Below are 18087 nucleotides of genomic sequence, written 5' to 3'. Positions count from 1 at the left end.
GCCTGGGGATCGGGATGCCATCGAATCCGTCGACATTCCATCACCGCCCCATATCTGATGAAGCGTCGGGCTAGCGTTCGCCGCTTAGCAGCACATCGCGATAGATGCCGGGGCGCCCCGCCAGTTCGAGCGGCGCCCCGTCATCAACCAGCCGACCGTGCTGGATGATCACAATGCGGTCGAAATTCTGGAGAGTCGAGAGCCGGTGCGCGATGGCCACGACAGTGCGCCCCTTCATCAGCGCGTCCAGACCCACCTGAACGAGTGCCTCCGATTCACTGTCGAGCGCGGACGTCGCCTCATCAAGCAGCAGTATTGGCGCATTCTTGAGGAACGCCCGGGCGATCGCGATGCGCTGTCGTTGTCCACCCGACAGGCGCGAGCCCCGTTCGCCCACCATCGTTTGCAAACCTTCCGGCAGCGAACGAACGACATCAAGACAGTTTGCGAACTCGCACGCGCGCAGCACGTCGTCTTCTGTCGCGTCCGGGCGACCGTAACGGAGGTTGTCGAACAGCGAGCGGTTAAAAAGCGATATCTCCTGAGGTACCACGCCAATCGCCTCGTGCAGGCTCGCCAGGCTTACGTCGCACAAGCGCTGCCCCGAAATGCAGACCGCCCCAGAACCGCGCGGTGGGTCGAAGGCGCGTTGCAAAAGCGCGAGCACCGTGCTTTTGCCGGCGCCTGATGGCCCAACTAGACCGACGCGCTGGCCGGCATCGATATGCACACTGAAATGGTCGAGAACAGGCCTGCGGCCAGGGTACGCAAAAGTGACGTTCTCAAAATCGATGTTTGCGTCACGAAGCTCGAGTGCCCGCATGCCGGCCGGCTGGTCCATCTCCCGCATCACGAGCAACGCACTTGCGGCATCGGCGAGCCGCGCAACATGCTGGGTCGTGTCCACGAGCGCACCTGCGAGATCACGGGCGCCATGAAGGATGGCAAACCCAAGTGAACTGACGAGAACGACATCTCCCGTCGTGGCTTGCCCCCGCGTCCATAACCAGATCACCCAGGCAAGCAGCCCGGCGGAAAGCAGTAGCGTTGCGACAGAATGGACCAGGCGAAGCTTTTCCAGGTAGCGCAGGCTGATTTGACGCGACGTCATTTCTTGATCGAGGATCGAGCCGAAGCGCACACTTTCATACTGGACGCCCACGAACATTTTCACCGTAGACATGTTGCCGATCACATCGACGAGTTCACCGTCGACTGATGCGGCAAGCGACGCGAATTGCTGCTGTTTCGCGCTGCCCTTGCTCGCGCGCCAGAACAGGAACCCGGCCATGCAGCCCGAGACAAGCACGAGCGCCATCGCCATCCGGACGCTGATGCAACCCAGGATGCCGATGGCGCCCAACATCGTCAGGAACGACGGTAGCGCCTTCCATGCGACTGTGTTCTCGGTTGTATAGATCGCGTTTGCCGCGGCTGAAATACGGCTCGCCAGCGTCCCCGGCTGGATATTGGAAAAATAGGCTGGCGAGTGTCCCGCTACGTAGCCGAACAGTTGGCGGCGTACGTCGCCCGTCACCGCTACGAAGGTTCTCACACTCAACCAGCCGGCGAGGCGCCAAAAGAGGCCGTCAGCGATCAGCAAGGCAACGATGGACAGGAAAGCCTCGAGGACAACTTCTGGATGTGCGCGCCCACCAGGCAGAGCGTCGACGAGATTCCTGAGCGCGTACTGCGATGCCAGCGCACACCCGACGGCCGCAACGATGGCCACCAATACCAGCGCGTGGGCCACGGGGTGTCCGGCGACATATTGCCAAAGCAACACCAGGGGCTTGCGAGCGTAGCCTGCGAGGATGGCAGCCCTTCGCCCGCGCATGCGTGACCCAGCGCGACCAGCGGTCGAGGCACCGACGTCTTTCATTGGGGCTACTCCGGCTCACGGTGATCGAGGGGCATCCGCGCATCTGTGTACGACTGCCCGACTTTCGTTCTCGCGTAGGTGCTCACTGCCGTGGCGGCGCAAGTCATATTCCCGGCGCTGCCTGAGCGCGTCCGGCATCCGTTTCCAGAACGCAGCCGAAGCGGGTTGTACGAAGGTATGCCGCTTGCGACTGTTCGGGCGAAGTATTTTCGTTTTTCTTTCCCGGGAGTCTACGATGGCCGCCAACCAGCCCCGCATGGCCGCTGCAAAGGTGGCTCCTGCTGATTCTCCCAATGTGCGGCAACTCACTTCGCTGATCACCGCTGTCGTTGTCGTAGGTGCGCTCGACATTGGGCGTGAGGTACTCATTCCGATCACGCTGGCAGTACTGCTCAGCTTTCTGCTCGCGCCACTGGTCGAACTGTTACGACGGATCAGGCTGGGCCGGGTTCTTTCCGTTGCCATAGCGGTTGCCATTGCGCTTGCTGCGATGGGCGGCACAGGATCACTCATCGGGGCGCAACTCGCACAGCTCGCGGGAGAATTGCCTCAATATCAGGTTGCCATCGAGAAAAAGATCGAACGCGTACAGGAGGCGACGATCGGGCGCGCGGATGAGTTGCTCGGTAGCGCATCGAAACTTCTCAACCGGGGCGCGCCGCGTCGCGAGAAAAACACGGCGAGTGCTAATGGCTTATCGAAGCCGTCTGATGGGGCGCCAACCCCTGTCGCGATTCAGCAGTCCCCGACGTCGTCCATTTCACTGGTTCCGCAATTCCTGTCGTCTGTCGCGAGTCCGGTCGCGACCGCGGGCATCGTTCTTGTCGTCACGATATTCATCCTGTTGCAGCGTGAGGACCTGCGCGATCGGCTAATCAGACTGTTTGGTTCGCGAGACCTGCACCGCACGACCACGGCCATGGACGAAGCAGCCAGCCGGCTGAGCCGCTATTTTCTGGCGCAGTTCGGCGTCAACCTGGGTGTGGGCCTCGTCGTCTCGCTGGGACTCGCAATCATTGGCGTGCCTGGCGCAGTCCTGTTTGGCGTACTGACCGCGCTGCTTCGATTCGTACCGTACGTTGGCACGTGGATCGGAGCGCTTCTCGCCCTCAGCCTGGCGGCGACCGGCCCCGACTGGTCGATGCTGCTATGGACGGTGGCGTTGTTCGGAGTAACGGATCTGGTTGCCGGCCAGGTGATCGAACCGGTGCTCTATGGACACCATTCGGGCCTTTCGCCGGTTGCCGTGATTGTCGCTGCGATCTTCTGGAGCTGGATCTGGGGCCCACTGGGCCTTGTACTTTCTACGCCCCTCACCTTGTGTCTTGTCATACTGGGAAGGCATGTCGAAAAACTGGAGTTTTTCGAGGTATTGCTCGGAGATCGGCCGCCGCTTGCTGCCTCGGCGAACTTCTATCAACGAATACTCGCGGACGATCCTGACGAGGCACTCAAGCAAGCGGAATCGCTCATGGCTGAAATGTCGCTGGTCGACTACTACGACACGGTCATGCTGGAAGGGCTGCAACTGGCGCGCGCTGACATGTTGCGAGGCGTTATCCTTCCCGACCAGTTAGGTCGTATCAAGGAAGCCCTGGCGGATATCATCGACGGACTTGAGGACATCGACGAGACCGTCAAGGCGTCGACGGCAGGTGACGGGAATAAAGCTGTGTCGCGGTCACCCGCGGTGCAGCTAGAATCCCCTACCGCGACTGCTTCATTCGGATTCCAAACATACGCGGATACAAACGTCCTTTGCATTGCCGGGAGAGGTGACCTGGATGAGATCGTTGCAATAGCGATGATTCAGCTTCTTGGCAGGGAAGGCATTCCGGCCCGGCAGTCGAGCTACGCGCAATTCTCACGTCAAAGAATGGCGGAAGTCGACCTGTCGGCCACAACGGCTATTTGCGTCGTTTCGCTCGAAGCGCAAGAGTCGACCGCTTACCTTCGCGTGCTGCTTCGTCGACTTCGTCAGCGCGCACCTGAAGCCACGCTCGTTCTCGGCTTCATGTCTGATAATGCGCAAGACACCTCCGAACGCCGCGCCGGCGTCGCGACGGCCGCATCATCATTCGGGCAGGTGATAACGCTCGCTCGCCAGGGATGGGCTTCTCACGCACCTGTCGAAGCTGATCCTGCAAACGCAGGCCGACTTTCGCGCGATCTGATTTGAAGCCGCATCTATGACCTGCCCCCGGTTTGGTCCGCACGCCTCCTGGAGTCCGGGATTGGACTGACGGGAGCGCGGGTCGTCCATTAGACCGCCATAAGCACAAACATTGCCACTACCGCAACGCCCATCACAGCGGTTGCAAGCCAGCCCACAACCCGGACGCTACCCGCAATGGTGAGTTCCCCCATCACGCCCGGATGCGCCGCCATCTTCATCACAAGTACCATGATCGGGACCGACGTCACGCCGTTGATGACGGCACTCCAGAAAAGCGCCTTGATCGGGTCGATTGACGTAAAGCCCAACGCCAGGCCCACGACGGTCGCCAGCACGATGATCCCGTAGAACCGCTTCGCAAGACGCGGTTCTAGTTCCAGACTATTTTTCCAGCGGAAAGCGCCGGCCATCGCGTAGGCGGCCGAGCCGGCGAGAACCGGCAAGGCGAGCAACCCCGTTCCGACGATGCCGAGACTGAATAGCAGGAATGCGAACTGTCCCGCAATCGGTTTGAGTGCCGTCGCGGCCTGCGCGGAGGTCTGTATATCGGTCACGTTGTGCGCGTGAAGGGTCGCGGCGGTCGTCAGTATGATGAAAAACGCGATCAGGTTCGAGAAGCCCATGCCGAGCCAGGTATCGGAGCCGATGCGTCTCAGGTTCGTCAAAACGAGCCAGGGCGCCTTCTTGAGCGCATGCTGCCCATCGGCCGCCCGCAGTTCCTCGACCTCCTGGGAGGCCTGCCAGAAGAACAGGTACGGGCTGATGGTCGTGCCGAACACCGCAACAATGGTCGTCAGATACGCGCTAGTCCATGTCGGATGAGGGAACACAGTGCGGGCCGCCACGGTTATCCATGGAATCTTTACGGCGAAGACGACGCCCACATACGCAAACAGTGCGAGTGTCAGCCATTTGAGCACCTTGACGTAGCTTTTGTACGGAACGAAAACCTGCAGGACGAGCGAAAACAACGCGAACCCGACTGTGTACAGGCGTGTGGGTCCACCCACGACCAGATTGACGGCTGCGCCCATGGCGGTCAGGTCGGCGGCAATGTTGATCGTATTGGCGACGAGCAGCAGGACTACTGCGCCATAGAGAAGCGAGACAGGATAGTGGCGCCGGATATTGGTTGCCAGCCCGTGGCCGCTGACCCGCCCGATACGGGCACTGATGATCTGAATGGCAACCATCAGCGGATACGTGAGCGGAATCGTCCACAGGATGTCATAGCCGAATGCCGCACCAGCCTGCGAATAGGTGGCAATGCCGCTCGGATCATCGTCCGCCGCGCCGGTAATGAGCCCGGGACCGATTTTCTCGTGCCAAGGGCTGGCTGGGGGCACCTGGGCGGACGACGAGGTAAGGTTGGTTGTCATGCGAACTCCCCTCCCCTCGCCGGGTGGCCATGCACATCAATCGGTGTACCGCCCGCGCCGTAGGGGGGCGGGTGGATTGTCGCGACAGTGACCCGCGCTCACGGCGTCCGTGCTGCCAGTCCCACTACGCAATGCGCATGCCCGACTCTGCAATTGGCGAACGCGAAGCCGATTCTTCCTTTATCGCAGGACGGCTCACCTCGTCGAAACCCGTTCGGGATGATCAAGCATTCGCCCTCCGCTATTGGTGATCGCCTCCCAGCCCTGATGTTTCTTTCCGCCGTCCGCGGTGCTCACGGCATGGCAAATGCGCTTACGTTTCCTCCAACCCCAAGGAGCAATGCAATGACCACCTTCAATCCTCAATCACCCGGTACGGGCGCCCAGATCATGGGCGGCGGTGCGGGTGCCGGCCCGGGCCCGGAAATCATGGCTGCAGCCACCCTCGACGGCGACAAGGTCATCTCGGCCGACGATGAGCATATCGGCAAGATCTCCGACATCATGCTCGATGTGCGCAGCGGCCGCATCGCCTATGCCGTTCTTTCCGAAGGCGGCTTTCTCGGCATGGGCAACACGCTTCATGCGATTCCGTGGAGCGCGCTAACGCTGGACACGGCCGAAAAGTGCTTCCGGGTCGACCTGTCGGCGCAGGCGATCAAGGACGATCCGGGTTTCGACAAGGACCACTGGCCGTCGATGGCTGACGTATCGTGGGGAACCCAGTTGCACGATTACTACCATCGCCGCCCATACTGGTCTGCCACCGGCTTGCCCGAGGACCGTGCCGTTCCTCCCCGCGACCCGATGGACCTCTAGGCGTTGTCATTCCCTCGCGCCTGCTTTTCAAAACATCAGGAGCGCCGGTTCGCCCGGTGCTCTTTGCATTCACCCCGGCGCCGGCGACTCTTGCGCCCCCTTCCAACACTTCACGTGCAAACGCGCTGGCCCGTTCAATTCCAACTGCTGGTCCCGGCGTCGGTAGCGAGCGAAGACTTACCTGTTGATCCGACATGTCAGGAACTCATTCATCCGCACTCGACAACATCGAGTCGGCAATATTCTTTTACCGGTAAATCGCCTTGACGCTTTGAAACTATTTGCCTGCGTGTAACGCTGATTTCTGCATTGCGCCTAGACCGATGACTCCGAGCTCGCGTACGCAACCACGATTGATTCGGCCGCTCGGGTCCTCTTCGTCATCTCCAAGGGCCCATCGTCGACATTATTGTCGGCTCAGGTCCCGAGCGTCTTATCCGACTGCCCTAATTTTCGCGGCCACCTCTTATCGATGGGGACTCCTACCACACATCCGAGTCACCTTCGTGGCAGTTGAACGCGCAACACATCGGTGGCGGCCGCGGCCCGATTCAGCAAATACGACCAGGGAAAAGAAGCCCGATGACAGTGAGGTAGATTGCGACGATGTGCCGTGCCTTCAGTCCGAAACGACACACATGCAGGCGCTGAGCAGTGCTTTTCCGAGAATCACCTGCTAACCATTGCGATTGCACTTGCTTTTCTGCAGTAAAGAGCGCACGCTGGCAGTGGTCGGTGTGTTTGTAGCCACCGGATCCGCATCGACGTCGTTCGAGTCCTGTTGGCTAGCACGCCTTCCCAAAGAACACTATGACGACCCCGACAGCAGAATGGGGCGATTCATTTCTTGCGCTATCCAGTTCACGTTCGCCCTATATTAATTGGCCGGACCGTTGAGATGTTTTTCTAAAAATTAGCCGGATAGGGACGATTCTAATGAGCAATCGGCCCGGCGACACTCCGTGATCTGCAGGATAACGAAGTTTGGTTGTGCCTTGAGGACGGCCCGACATTCGGCGCGCGGTAACGGCGCTGACGTAAGGTCGCAATTTCGCCTCTCATTTTTTAATTCTTCTGGAATCGACATGCGCGTACGAACCAAAGTGTACTCAGTTTCACCTACCAGTCCTAGTGACTTCGCCAGCACGCAGAAGGCGCGCGCCGCTGCCCTGGAGAGGGCGGAAATCGAGAGAGCTCAAAGGCGCCGTGATAGTGACGCCCGCCTCGATGTCAACGCCAGCAAGTGGCGATATGTCTGCACCAGCAACTAGACTCAGGCAATCGCGTCCTGTTCACATTGTTTCCCACGCGCTCTCATGGGAAGCTCTATCACCACGGAGTAAATTCCCACTCGTGTGTGCGTTCCCGCGCAGGCCCACGTATCGACTTTGGCGTGACGCGTGTCCGCAGATACTGGATCAATCCACTCACGTTGCCTTCTCGGAAAATAAATCGCGACAACGCTCCCCGATAAGCCGAGAATGGTCACAAGCAGCTGCTTGCGCGACTGAATAAACAGGAGAAATATGATGGCAAAGAGTCAACTGCGTGGTAATCGCGAGGCAAAGAAGCCCAAGCAACCCAAAAAATTGCTGTCTCCTGCTGTAGAGGGGGCATGGCCGACACCGTCGAAAACCACTGTAACCAGCAAGCCAGAAAAAAAGAAATAGCCGGCTTCGCGTGCTTACTCGTGGCAGAGACATGAGGGGCGTCTCATTTCATTGCTGAACTCAGGAAAATTAGCGGCACAAACGCGAACGTATCTCGTACCCCGGTAACCGGCATGAGTGGTACGTACGCGCTGTGAAACGACTTGTTCGATGATCGGATAATGAATAAGCGTGCCGCGCAGCGACAATCGCAAGCTCGGCACGACGCTCCCTCCAGTTGGACGTCCGCACGGTTGTCGTGACCGTGTGCCTGACGTGATGCGAGCGCGCCCGCTATCCCCAAAACGCGTACCCTTCTGCGTCGCTCGCGACATCAAGGGACACTGTACCGACCCGATGCTTGTCCTTCTACCCGAAAGATCAGGATGAACGATTCGCTCACACACAGTCCGCGCCCACGCCCGAGCGCAGTGACCAGAGGAAAGGGGGCGAACAATGGAAATGAAGAAAGGAAATTCGAAGGGGGTGGCTAGCGCCGCATGTCGCCAACTTTATATGGCCGAACTCGCGCGCGGAGGTTCGTACATCGCCAGCACCCTGTCCGTCACCAGCGAGCGAACCGCTGTCCTCGACGTTGTGAGGGAATTTTGTGGTCGGTACGGAAATAACGATCTCGCCGTATTTATGGAGCTGCTGGCGCAAATACTCGAAGGGCGAAACCGCCCAGCCGCTGCGAACGTCATACGCCGCCTCGTGGCCGATACGAAACTTGCGTCCAGTAGCGCAAGCTAGCCCCTGATCTTACCGTCCCGCCTGTACCCGATTCACCCACCGGTGCAACCGGATTCGCGCTACCACCCGGCTAATTGGCAGTCAGCGTCATCAGTACGTCGGCGTACCAGGCGTGGTTGAGACCCAGGCTCTCATCGAGGTCTCTATCACGTGCTCCCATGTCGACGGTCGACGAGTGAATGCCAAGCAGTATCCACGGCAACGATGACGCCGAGCCGTCCGCATGCATCGACGCGGCGCTCGTCACCACAGGCGCGCCGCTCGTGCCGCGGTGCGTTCGCGCGTCCGTGATGAAACAGCCCTTGCCTTCAAATCGCAGTCCAAACGCGGACGCAACGGCGCCCTGCCTGACGATGGGCAGATGATGCAGGGAATCATGAAAACCCAGCGGAAAGCCCACGATGAGTACGGAAGCGCCAGCGGGCATCGTGTGGCCCGGCGTCGGCAGATGTTCCGGGCCAAAGGCCTCGAAGACGGCGCCCGGCGGAAGTCGGTCTTTCCAGACTTCCAGCACCGCGACGTCGACGTCGCCACCGTCGTCCGACGCCTGGCGCCAAAGACTTCTGCCCCCCGAGTACAGAGGCAGGGAAAACCAGATCGAAGCGCCGAGGTTGTCACGATCGATGTGGAGTTCCACCTCGATACGATCCGGAAAGTGCTGGCTGGGCGAGTCAATCACAACGTGACGACTTGTAACAAAAAAGAGGCGATCGTTGCGCGTGAAAAAGAAACCGCTCGCGTTCGTCATGTGACGCAGTTGCGCGAACGTGCGCACGCGGGCTGCGCTCAGCAAGAGTGCTTCCGCGGCGGGCTTGTGCACGATGCCAACAGCGTTTGCAGGAGGTGGTGATGACGGTACGGTAGTATCGCGCCGGGCCTGGTCGGCCGCAGGCCGGGCGAGGACTTCCTCCAACGCATCGTATTGCGGCCCCTTTGGTCCCGATTCTCCTGCTGCAAAAAACGCATCGACGGCCACGTCCGTGACGGCTCCGCCCGACGCGGCGTTTGGCACGTGCCTGACGACGGCCGTCTGACTCGCGCCGTCGCAATACAACCATTTATCGCCGTTCGGACTGCAATAGAGTTCGATCGTGGCCATTGTCATCCCTGCCTTTCTGGTGATTTCGGCATGCGCTGCGAAAGCTGTCTGGAATCGCGAGGGGCACCGCCGCCGGCCATTCACTGGCACTGCCGCGACGCGAAAAGCGCGGACGCAGAGAATGCGGGGTTGCAGACGCAGCGTCCCCGAACAATCGGGGGGCGCTCAAAGCGGCGTGATATCGGTCGCCTGCAAACCCTTCTCGCCGCGCTTCGTGTTGTAGCTGACCTTCTGGTTTTCTGCGAGCGTCCTGAAGCCCTCTCCGCGCACCTCGGAGAAGTGTGCGAAGAGGTCATCGCCCCCAGCGTCCGGTGTGATGAAGCCAAACCCCTTGTTGTCGTTAAACCATTTGACGGTACCGGTTTCCATGGAGATTCCCTGATGAGTAGACAAACCCGTCCGCGAACGAACGCAGATATGAGATCAAGGAAGAGAGAGGACAACGAATACCGCCGGGAGCGATTATTGATGAGCAGCAGTCAGATTCCTGAGTTCCTGGTCCAAGCTACGCACCACGCATGGTACGGTCAAGACATTTCTGGTAACAGCGGCGACCTGAGTGCCGTGGCGCGCGAGTATGCAAGCGCCAGCGGTGTCCTTTCATAAAAGCCAAATGAAGCAGATTCCGCCTGATCTCTTGCCATGGCGCGTAACGCTCGCCCACTTACGTTCGTTCTACCATGACCATGTCCCTTTCCGTACAATGCGATGCTGTGTGTCCTGCACGATAATCTGGCGTTAAATATTATGGATTTCTAATCATCAAAGCCTGCACATAAAATCCCTCACCACCAAGCCGGATTACCATGCGTCTCGTGGGTCGCGGTGCTCGCAGGCGTTATTCTCTCGCTCATCGCTTATGCCATCCTGGCGCCAGGCTTGATCGCGTCAACGGGCTCTGAGTCAAGCGAATGTGCGGCAGGGTTCAGGCAAGCGTGTATCTCAATGCATTGTCGTCTCATCCAGTGCTTCCAGGTGCGTGCCAATGCAGTCCGCCCACCTGCGTGGAGGAGTGCACGGTCTCTCGCTACGGCGCACTGAATCTCAGGCTTGTAGCGAGCGTCGACAGTCGCGCGACCGGAGACGACTAAACGGCGCTTTCGCGATTCCGCTTGTATCGCTGAGGTAAAAAGCGCATGCTCAATATGAGGTATGTGCCACGGCTGCCAGTTCGATAGTGAGGGCCCGGGTTGTCTCGTCACCACCGCAGGCAGTCGGTTACCTCACTCATTTGAATCCGTCCCGGAGGGTAGATTGAAAAAAGGCGGAATGATGCTCAACTTTCCCAATCCCAGTCGAATCTACGACGCTTCCAGACGCTGCGTGTGCTTCTGGGGCTACGACAAAGCTCGCGAGATTGCTTTTCTGATCGACACTGCGATGCTCATGAAGCTGAACCCCGAGGTGATTTCTGACGAGCCCTCGGTGCTCGCAACCTTCGACCGCAACCGCGACAGGATTCTGGAGCTCGCACGAACGGTCTATAACGGCGGTCCCCAGAACAGGTACACGATTTCGTGAGTGATGAGGTCAACAGAGGAACCAGGGAACTCGTTCAGCCGATGATGAAGCATGTCAACGCGAAGTATCGCCGTTATGGATCGAAGGTACCTGGTCGATTCCAAGGCACCCTTCGGGTCACGTTTGCATCGGCGCTGACATCTACCTGGAGCTTCGCCGATTTCGGAATCTGATCACATGCTCGATGGCACGCCTGCAGCCTCTAAAGGCAGTCCTGAAAGCTTCATCAGAGCTATCAAACGGACCAGCGTCGTTTGCCCCCACTGCCTGATTCAGCGGGCCGCTCACCGAGAACTCCTTGTATGTCACGGGCTCCACGATGTAGTACTTCGCCTCGCCCTTCGAGGTGAGTCTACTTGCGACCGTTGCCCTCATTTGCCAACCATTAAATGTGTCGAGGCGCGTTTCCATAGATCCTCCCCTCGAGAGTTGGGAAGACCATCGCGAGGTCGAAAGTACGATTCCCAAGCCCATGGTGCGCCTAATCCCGGCCGGTCACAAGGCATAGATGCAAACGTGATGCAGAGGTCTCTCAATGCCAATGAGGGCGCTACCGGCATGACTCGCAGCCGCGATGGCTCGTTTATTCGGCAGGCGGGAGACGATTTGCCTGGATCTCAGCGTGGCGTTTTGCCTCTGCGAGCATAAGTTCGTAACTCTTGAATACCGGATTGCGGTGCTCCGAACAATGGTACCCATCGATCGTGTACCGCCAATACCGCACACCATCGCCGTCCTCGTCAACGTCGACGGAGATGACGTGTCCGTAGTGTCCGTAGCTGAATTGCGCCACAGCCATTCCTGGAATATTGATCAATCGATTTTACGGCTCAAGCGCCTTTTTCCAGAGACAGCATGGCGATCAATCGAACCGTTCTCTAACCGGGATAACCACCAGACGGCCGGATCACGCTTCCGGCCCAATGAGCACATCGATAGCGGCCTGACCTGCAATTTCCGCAGTCAGGTATGCCCAGCGCTGGGTGAAGGGGCCATGACGGACTGGAATGATTGCACCGTCCAGACCGGTGCGACTGATATTGTGGCCCGAGATCTGGAATGTCACGCTGTACAGATCCTCGGCAACCAGAGTCAACGCCACGTGAATCTCGAAACCGCGATAGGAGACCACTCGATTCATGGTTGCGTCCACGTCAATGGTAAAGCGATGGGCGAGGCGTATATCGAATGCCGCCTGTGTGAGCCATCGAATTTGTGGGGATCTATGGGTAATACCGCGCTAGCTGAAACTTTACAGACCGCGCGCTTTGATCGAATCCATGATGGCACGCTTGCAAGCCCCGAATGCAACCTCAAACGCGTCATCCGCATTTTCGAACGATGCGCTGGTGTAGCGAAATCTCGCCGGATGAAGAAGTTCTGCCATCGAAAATTCTTTGTAGGCAAGGGGTGGCACGATGTAGTAGCGCGATTTACCTGTCGCAGGCCTACTTTCGACAGATGCTGTCATTTGCCAGCCATTAAAGGTGTCGAGGCGCGTTTCCATAGATCCTCCCCTCGAGAGTTGGGAAGACCATCGCGAGATCGAAAGTACGATTCCCAAGTCCATGGTGCGCTTAATCCGGGCCGGTCACAAGGCATATATGTCGACGCGATTGCAGGGGCCTCGCCATGCCAGGAACGCGACCGGCGTTACTCTCGTGGTCGCGGCTACGGTGACTGCAGCGTGTGTCTATGCGCCGTGGCAAGCTGGCAGCGTGGCGACCTGCTCGCCGAGTGCGTGCTCTGGATCGCCGTACGCGTAGTGTTTGTAACCGGGTTCGTCTTCGCCGCCCTGTTCGAAGCCTTCGCCTGCTTCGCCTGGCTGCTCGCGCTGCGCCCTGCCGTCGTGATCGAAATCGCGCTAACGCCCGCCATACAAGGGGCGGCCGCGCAGCTGGCAATGACGGCCGCCGCCCAGCCGGGCTCGATGCTTCAGTTGCCGGTCGTTCAGCAGGCCGACGATGTGAAGCGAGTCACGGCCGCCGCCGCGGGAACGCTGCGCGCGACCCTGACCGAGACCCGCAAATTCCTGGGCTACCTCAGGCGCGTGCTGCGGGTTTTCGCAGGCAGCTTAACCCCTCAACCACTCAATCGGTGCACTCGAAGGTGGCAATTCACCTTGGCGATGAAGTGCGCGACGACTTGTCTGGGGCAGCCTGAATATGACCTCAGCCGTTGTTGACGAAATCGCCACCAGTGGCGCGGCCTTCGAGCACTTCCCTCCCGAATTGAACCAGGATCCGACAGGCTTCTTCGACGGAGTTTGCAGGCTTCGCCCAGGCTGGCGTCACGCGGGACTCTTTGACCTGCGCGCCGTGCGTTTTATCTGTGATCACGATCCAGCCTGTGAAACTCGTTTGGCCTGGATTATTCGGCACGTTAGCGTGTATTTCGATACCCGGTTTGAACTCGGAAAGATGGCTTGTCATGGCGACCTCCTCGAACACGTTCAGTTCATCCTAGCAGCGTCGACGAGCTCCGAATTCTCTTATGTGCGGTAACGCACATAACACCTGACCGTGACCCTCAATCGTTAGACGAGTACGAGATTCTACCTGCTCCCTTTGAACAGCCTGGTCTGTGCGTCAGAAAAGCGTTGCTGCGAGATTTAGCTCATCAAACCGAAGCCGACATTGGGGACATCACATTCGGCCGCGACGGAGATTGCTACGTGGATTAGGGTACACCGGTCGACCGCTGCAAAGAATGAGCGGCGCAGAGCGCGACGTGTTCACACCCTCCCTACGAGCAGCGCATTGGCAATCCGGCGAGTGGGGGCACGTGATGCTAGGCGCGCCACTCATCGATGCGTGCTCGAACTGCGGCGTTTCCGGCATGAAAAGCGGCTTCGATACTAGGGAAGTAGCCCCCAGCGTTTCTGACGATGACAAACGCCCACGTGCCGCCGTTTCGCTTTCGCGCTCGCTGGCAAGAGATGATGAAGTCGTCGCTATTGACTTCCCGAACCGCGACATCGGTCTCATAGCCCTCATACAGCGCGATCCGGTGGATGTGAAATGGCATGCAGGGCTCCTCGTTGAGGTCCCATCATGCGCTCCGCCAGTGACTACGTACAGAGAAATGATTCAGGCTAGCCCAAACTCCGTCCCGCAAAGGCGGGCGAATACAGCCGGTGTAACCCACTGCAATGCAGAGTGGGCGCACCTCCCTCCAGTGACAAGAACCCATGCGCGTTGAGGCATGCTTCCCGGAAGCGTCCGTTGAAAGATTCGTTCTTCTGGCTTTGTCACGTTAATAGTCATGAGCCGCAGCATTGTTAGGTCTATCAGGGCGTCAAGCAGGCTTCAGTTTTTCACGAAGATCTAACGCGCAATGTGGTTATAAAGATAACTATTCTTATCACAAGGCACATATTTATTGATTTAACTTTGACGCAGGAAAAACGGCCTGACCCAGCGGCATCCGCCCTGCTAGACTGTGAATTCCCCCGACAACCATGGAGGGAAACATGACGACAGTCTACGTGGTGAAGACCGGTGAACAGTTCCTCTGCTGGCGCGGAGGACGGCGACATTGGCATGGCACCGGAGATTGAAGGGGCCAAATCCTTTCTCTCCTATGAGGAAGCTGAAAAGGCGGCGAACGAGCACGCCGACCCCGGATACGAAATCGTCGCCGTCAGCGTTACGACACACTAACGCGGAGTTCGCCGCTGGGCGCCCGGCGAAAAGGGGCGCTAGCGGCGCGAGCTCTTTTGTATCTACTTACTCGAACTTGCCGCCCTCCCGGCAAGGAAGTTCAAGATGACCTCGTTCACCTCGTCCGGGCACTCTTGTTGCACCCAATGACCCGCTTTCGGAATGAGATGCTTCTTCCAAAGGTTTGGAACGTTGAGTTCCAGTGCGTCGTAGTCCTTCGCCGCCATCTTCACGACTGCGTCTAACTCCCCCGCGAGAAAGAGCGTCGGCTGCACAATACGGGCGCCGTCAAGGAAACTCGTCAGCTCCCAGTTTCGATCAATATTTCGATACCAGTTGATGGGCCCACGAAACCCGCTCCGCTCGAATTGACCGACGAAATATTGCAGATCCGTCTCGGTCAGCCATGCCGGGAGCTCATCAGGTAACGTGAGGTTGTCCACGAGTCTTGTCGATTTGGGAAAGGTCGCGAAATTGGCCAACTGCCCTTTCACCGCCGCGTCTCCCGACGCCGTGTACAGAATGCCAAGCATCGAACGGCGGATATCTTCTTCCAGCTCACGCTCGACGCGTCCCGGCAACTGAAAATAGTCCTGATAGAAGTGACACTCCTGCGTGATCTGCGCAAAGCGCACCGATGGACGCACCGGACGTCGGGGCATGTAAGGAACGCTCAGTAGGCCGAGAACGGGAAACAGGTCGGGACGCAGCAGCGCAGCGTAAGCAGCGACGGCAGCACCCCAGTCATGCCCGATCAGAATCGCCTGCTCTTCACCCAGAGACTTGACGAGGCCAACCACGTCACCGACCAGGTTCAGAATATCGTAAGCCTCGATGGAATCGGGGGCATCGGTGAGCCCATATCCGCGCTGGTCCGGCGCAACCGTGCGATAACCTGCAGCCGCTAGCGCCTCTATTTGCCAGCGCCACACGTACCAGGACTCCGGCCAGCCGTGGCAAAGCAGCACGAGTGGGCCCGTGCCTTTTTCGACATAGTGCATCCGGATGCCGTTGACGTACGCGAATTGCTGTTGCAGCCCGTTCATCATGGAGTCGACCTCGTCTCAAACGATGGGGAAACGCCTGGCGATCGTTGTGAATGCAGCACGGCAATGCTTCAACCACACCGGTCGTTGTTTCCGCCTTCGACCGGTTCGCCCACACGGTGAAAAAAACAACCGGTCATAAAACCGGCGGCAAAAGCCAGAGCAGCCAGACATGAGCAGCGCGGATGCCGGTCGTGCGGTTAAGCGCATAGGGGACCAAGGCGGATGCGCTACCCGCCAGTGAACCCAGTATGCCCGAGAGCAGCAGGCAGCGCGCGAGGTGCGGTACCGCCATTAAGGCGCTACAGAAGCGTAAGAAAGAGAATTGCGACCAGCAAAGCGCCGATTAGCGCGAGATAGAAATTGAGGTTGCCAGATTGAAGCGCGCGCAGGCGCTGGGCGCAAACGTTCACAAATCGAATAGCCGGCTCGAACAGGTGGCGCTCGAACAAGTCTGTCACCCCGGACGAAAACACCAATCGCTTGACGAAATACTCGCGCTGCTCATGTTCGCGCATGGCGCTGTTCGTCGGTTGATAGACGAAGCTGTAGAAGGTCCGCATGGCGTTGGAGAACGTCAATGCAGTTGTCATGGCGTCGCGGCCATGCGCCGTCATGCCCCCATACCATACCGGCACACGACGAACTCCGCGCCGCCTCGTCAGCCAAAGGAGCGCCAGCGGTAGCAATGCAAGCAGCGGCATCGCTAGAATCAGCTTCGATGGCGATATGAAGGCGAATTTGTCGGTGAGCGGCACGAGCAGCCATCCTGCCACCATCGCATGCGGAATGTCGACGTGAAAGAGCGCCTGCGCTCCGCTGGCGAGCGCGTTGAGCCAGAGTGGCGCACCCACCGCGACAGCCAGGACGCAAAGCCCGAGAACCCCGACCGCGGCTGCGTTCGTTCGCGGCACGGGCGGCATGACGTCGACGTCGGGCAAGCCCTGCAGGCCCAGTCCGAACAGTTTGACGAACGTTGCAAGCGCAACGGCAGCCGCAAGCGCGAGGCCAGCGCCTGCCAGCACGAGCATAAGTCGCCCGATGAACGAGGCAAGGTGGAACCCCTGGAAGACCGTCTGGAACACGTACCATTCGCTGACGAACCCCGCCTGTGGTGGTACCGAAGAGAGACTCATCACCGAGAAGACAGCGCCAAGTCCAAGAAGGAAACCACTGCGCCGCAGCCATCCACGCGCAACGATGTCGTAGCTACCGCACGCTGCGAAGATACCGTCCGCCGTGAGAAACAACGCTCCCTTGGCAAGCGCGTGCCCCGCAAGATGCAACAATGCGACGGTCCACGCGAGGCCGGCGAGGTCGCCGAACTGGTTGGAGCGGAACAGTTGCGTCACGCCCAACATGACGACCGCCACCGACGCGTTCTCTGCCGACGAATAGCTGAGTAGTGAGCGCCAGTCGTCCTGTTGAAACGCGAAAAGCACAGCGAGAATCGCACTGACGACGCCGAGTGCAATCGCAATCACACCAAGTCCAAACGCCGTGTCGCCCTGAACCGACACGTTTAGCCAGTCATTCCACGCGCGGCTCAAAGCGAAATACGCAGCGTTGAGTACAACGCCTGAAAACACCGCCCCGGTTGCACCGCTCCCACTCGCGTAAGCACGTGGAAACCATTCGTAAAAGGGCAACAGGCCGAGCTTCGCACCGAAGCCAATCAATAAGGCGACGCCCGCGAGCCACGAAACGGGGCTGCTCAACGACTCAGAACCCGCTGCGAAGCGCGCAAAGCCGATTCCTCCCGTTGCCTCGCCGAGCATGACGACGGCGAACATGAGCGCCACTGCACCGACCTCCAGCAACGCGAGCATGAGCAGGACTGGCCGGCCGTCATTCTCTGCGGCTCGCTCACCCATGAGCATCAGTGCACCGCCCAGGCTCATGCTCTCCCACGCCACCAGAAGCGCGGCACCATCCTGGAGTCCGAACACGCCCAACGCCCCCAGCAGGCTGAATGCGGCGCCAGCGTGCCAACGCCCGGAGCGCCCGGCGAGCGGTGAGCCCAACCCGCAGGCGAACGCCGCCGGCACGAGACCAAAGCCCATTAACCACAATCCCGCTGGCTCAATGCCAAATTCCACTG

The 18087-nt window shown here is 59.1% G+C and carries 16 protein-coding genes and 2 pseudogenes; 7 read left to right on the top strand and 11 right to left on the bottom strand.

Annotation, left to right across the window (positions count from 1 at the left end; genetic code table 11):
• Nucleotides 1-70: 70 nt before the first annotated feature.
• Complete coding sequence (locus JMY28_RS26965) at nucleotides 71-1882, bottom strand: ABC transporter ATP-binding protein (RefSeq protein ID WP_201698946.1); 1812 nt, start codon at nucleotides 1880-1882, stop codon at nucleotides 71-73.
• A gap of 235 nt (nucleotides 1883-2117) precedes the next feature.
• Here JMY28_RS26965 and JMY28_RS26960 point away from each other — a divergent pair, with 235 nt between their 5' ends.
• Entirely contained in the window at nucleotides 2118-4061 is a 1944-nt protein-coding gene (locus tag JMY28_RS26960) for an AI-2E family transporter (RefSeq protein ID WP_201698945.1), read from the top strand.
• A gap of 83 nt (nucleotides 4062-4144) precedes the next feature.
• On the opposite strand, the gene JMY28_RS26955 is transcribed toward JMY28_RS26960, so the two are convergent.
• Nucleotides 4145-5437 (bottom strand): NRAMP family divalent metal transporter, encoded by a 1293-nt coding sequence (locus tag JMY28_RS26955; protein ID WP_201698944.1) that lies wholly within the window; start codon nucleotides 5435-5437, stop codon nucleotides 4145-4147.
• A gap of 345 nt (nucleotides 5438-5782) precedes the next feature.
• Between JMY28_RS26955 and JMY28_RS26950 the strand changes: the two genes are divergently transcribed.
• Both JMY28_RS26950 and JMY28_RS26945 read left to right on the top strand, forming a co-directional pair.
• Entirely contained in the window at nucleotides 5783-6256 is a 474-nt protein-coding gene (locus JMY28_RS26950) for a PRC-barrel domain-containing protein (RefSeq protein ID WP_201698943.1), read from the top strand.
• A gap of 2105 nt (nucleotides 6257-8361) precedes the next feature.
• The gene (locus JMY28_RS26945; protein ID WP_201698942.1) at nucleotides 8362-8658 is read left to right on the top strand and encodes a hypothetical protein; all 297 of its coding nucleotides are present in this window, start codon (nucleotides 8362-8364) and stop codon (nucleotides 8656-8658) included.
• Nucleotides 8659-8728: 70 nt separating this feature from the next.
• Here JMY28_RS26945 and JMY28_RS26940 read toward each other — a convergent pair whose 3' ends face one another.
• Together JMY28_RS26940 and JMY28_RS26935 are read right to left on the bottom strand one after the other, a co-directional pair.
• Nucleotides 8729-9757: a S1 family peptidase gene (locus JMY28_RS26940; RefSeq protein WP_236597058.1), complete on the bottom strand. Its 1029-nt coding sequence runs from the start codon at nucleotides 9755-9757 to the stop codon at nucleotides 8729-8731.
• A 165-nt stretch (nucleotides 9758-9922) separates the two neighbouring features.
• Complete coding sequence (locus JMY28_RS26935) at nucleotides 9923-10126, bottom strand: cold-shock protein (protein WP_201698941.1); 204 nt, start codon at nucleotides 10124-10126, stop codon at nucleotides 9923-9925.
• Between the two features lie 900 nt (nucleotides 10127-11026).
• Between JMY28_RS26935 and JMY28_RS26930 the strand changes: the two genes are divergently transcribed.
• Nucleotides 11027-11278, top strand: a complete 252-nt coding sequence (locus JMY28_RS26930; RefSeq protein WP_201699005.1) for a DUF1488 family protein — start codon at nucleotides 11027-11029, stop codon at nucleotides 11276-11278.
• 907 nt (nucleotides 11279-12185) lie between these two features.
• Here the strand turns inward: JMY28_RS26930 and JMY28_RS26925 are convergent.
• Together JMY28_RS26925 and JMY28_RS26920 are read right to left on the bottom strand one after the other, a co-directional pair.
• Nucleotides 12186-12419 carry a hypothetical protein gene (locus tag JMY28_RS26925; RefSeq protein ID WP_201698940.1) on the bottom strand — a complete coding sequence of 78 codons (234 nt, stop codon included), beginning with the start codon at nucleotides 12417-12419 and terminating at the stop codon, nucleotides 12186-12188.
• A gap of 111 nt (nucleotides 12420-12530) precedes the next feature.
• A complete protein-coding gene (locus tag JMY28_RS26920; protein WP_201698939.1) occupies nucleotides 12531-12785 on the bottom strand; it encodes a hypothetical protein in 255 nt (84 codons plus the stop codon).
• A gap of 195 nt (nucleotides 12786-12980) precedes the next feature.
• On the opposite strand from JMY28_RS26920, the gene JMY28_RS26915 reads away from it, so the two are divergent.
• On the top strand, nucleotides 12981-13463 hold the full coding sequence (locus JMY28_RS26915) for a hypothetical protein (protein ID WP_201698938.1): 483 nt from the start codon (nucleotides 12981-12983) through the stop codon (nucleotides 13461-13463).
• On the opposite strand, the gene JMY28_RS26910 is transcribed toward JMY28_RS26915, so the two are convergent.
• The 3 genes and pseudogenes from JMY28_RS26910 to JMY28_RS26900 form a co-directional block, all read right to left on the bottom strand.
• A complete protein-coding gene (locus JMY28_RS26910) occupies nucleotides 13450-13710 on the bottom strand; it encodes a hypothetical protein (protein ID WP_201698937.1) in 261 nt (86 codons plus the stop codon). The two genes, JMY28_RS26915 and JMY28_RS26910, sit on opposite strands and share 14 nt — an antisense overlap.
• A 358-nt stretch (nucleotides 13711-14068) precedes the next feature.
• The gene (locus tag JMY28_RS26905) at nucleotides 14069-14305 is read right to left on the bottom strand and encodes a hypothetical protein (RefSeq protein WP_201698936.1); all 237 of its coding nucleotides are present in this window, start codon (nucleotides 14303-14305) and stop codon (nucleotides 14069-14071) included.
• Nucleotides 14306-14367: 62 nt separating this feature from the next.
• A pseudogene (locus JMY28_RS26900) lies at nucleotides 14368-14519 on the bottom strand (IS3 family transposase); the annotation flags it as partial.
• Nucleotides 14520-14750: 231 nt separating this feature from the next.
• Here JMY28_RS26900 and JMY28_RS26895 point away from each other — a divergent pair.
• A pseudogene (locus tag JMY28_RS26895) lies at nucleotides 14751-14940 on the top strand (hypothetical protein).
• Nucleotides 14941-15002: 62 nt separating this feature from the next.
• Here the strand turns inward: JMY28_RS26895 and JMY28_RS26890 are convergent.
• Nucleotides 15003-15989 carry an alpha/beta fold hydrolase gene (locus JMY28_RS26890; protein WP_201698935.1) on the bottom strand — a complete coding sequence of 329 codons (987 nt, stop codon included), beginning with the start codon at nucleotides 15987-15989 and terminating at the stop codon, nucleotides 15003-15005.
• A 50-nt stretch (nucleotides 15990-16039) separates the two neighbouring features.
• Here JMY28_RS26890 and JMY28_RS39560 point away from each other — a divergent pair, with 50 nt between their 5' ends.
• Nucleotides 16040-16162, top strand: coding sequence for a hypothetical protein (locus JMY28_RS39560; protein ID WP_407945544.1), 123 nt, complete (start codon nucleotides 16040-16042; stop codon nucleotides 16160-16162).
• Between the two features lie 126 nt (nucleotides 16163-16288).
• On the opposite strand, the gene JMY28_RS26885 is transcribed toward JMY28_RS39560, so the two are convergent.
• Entirely contained in the window at nucleotides 16289-18049 is a 1761-nt protein-coding gene (locus JMY28_RS26885; RefSeq protein WP_236597057.1) for a proton-conducting transporter transmembrane domain-containing protein, read from the bottom strand.
• Nucleotides 18050-18087 lie beyond the last annotated feature (38 nt).

This window comes from Paraburkholderia hiiakae (genome assembly GCF_904848665.1).
Taxonomy (GTDB): Bacteria; Pseudomonadota; Gammaproteobacteria; order Burkholderiales; family Burkholderiaceae; genus Paraburkholderia; species Paraburkholderia hiiakae.
The sequence above is the reverse complement of the archived record's forward strand: the minus strand, read 5'-3'. Positions and strand labels throughout refer to the sequence as shown.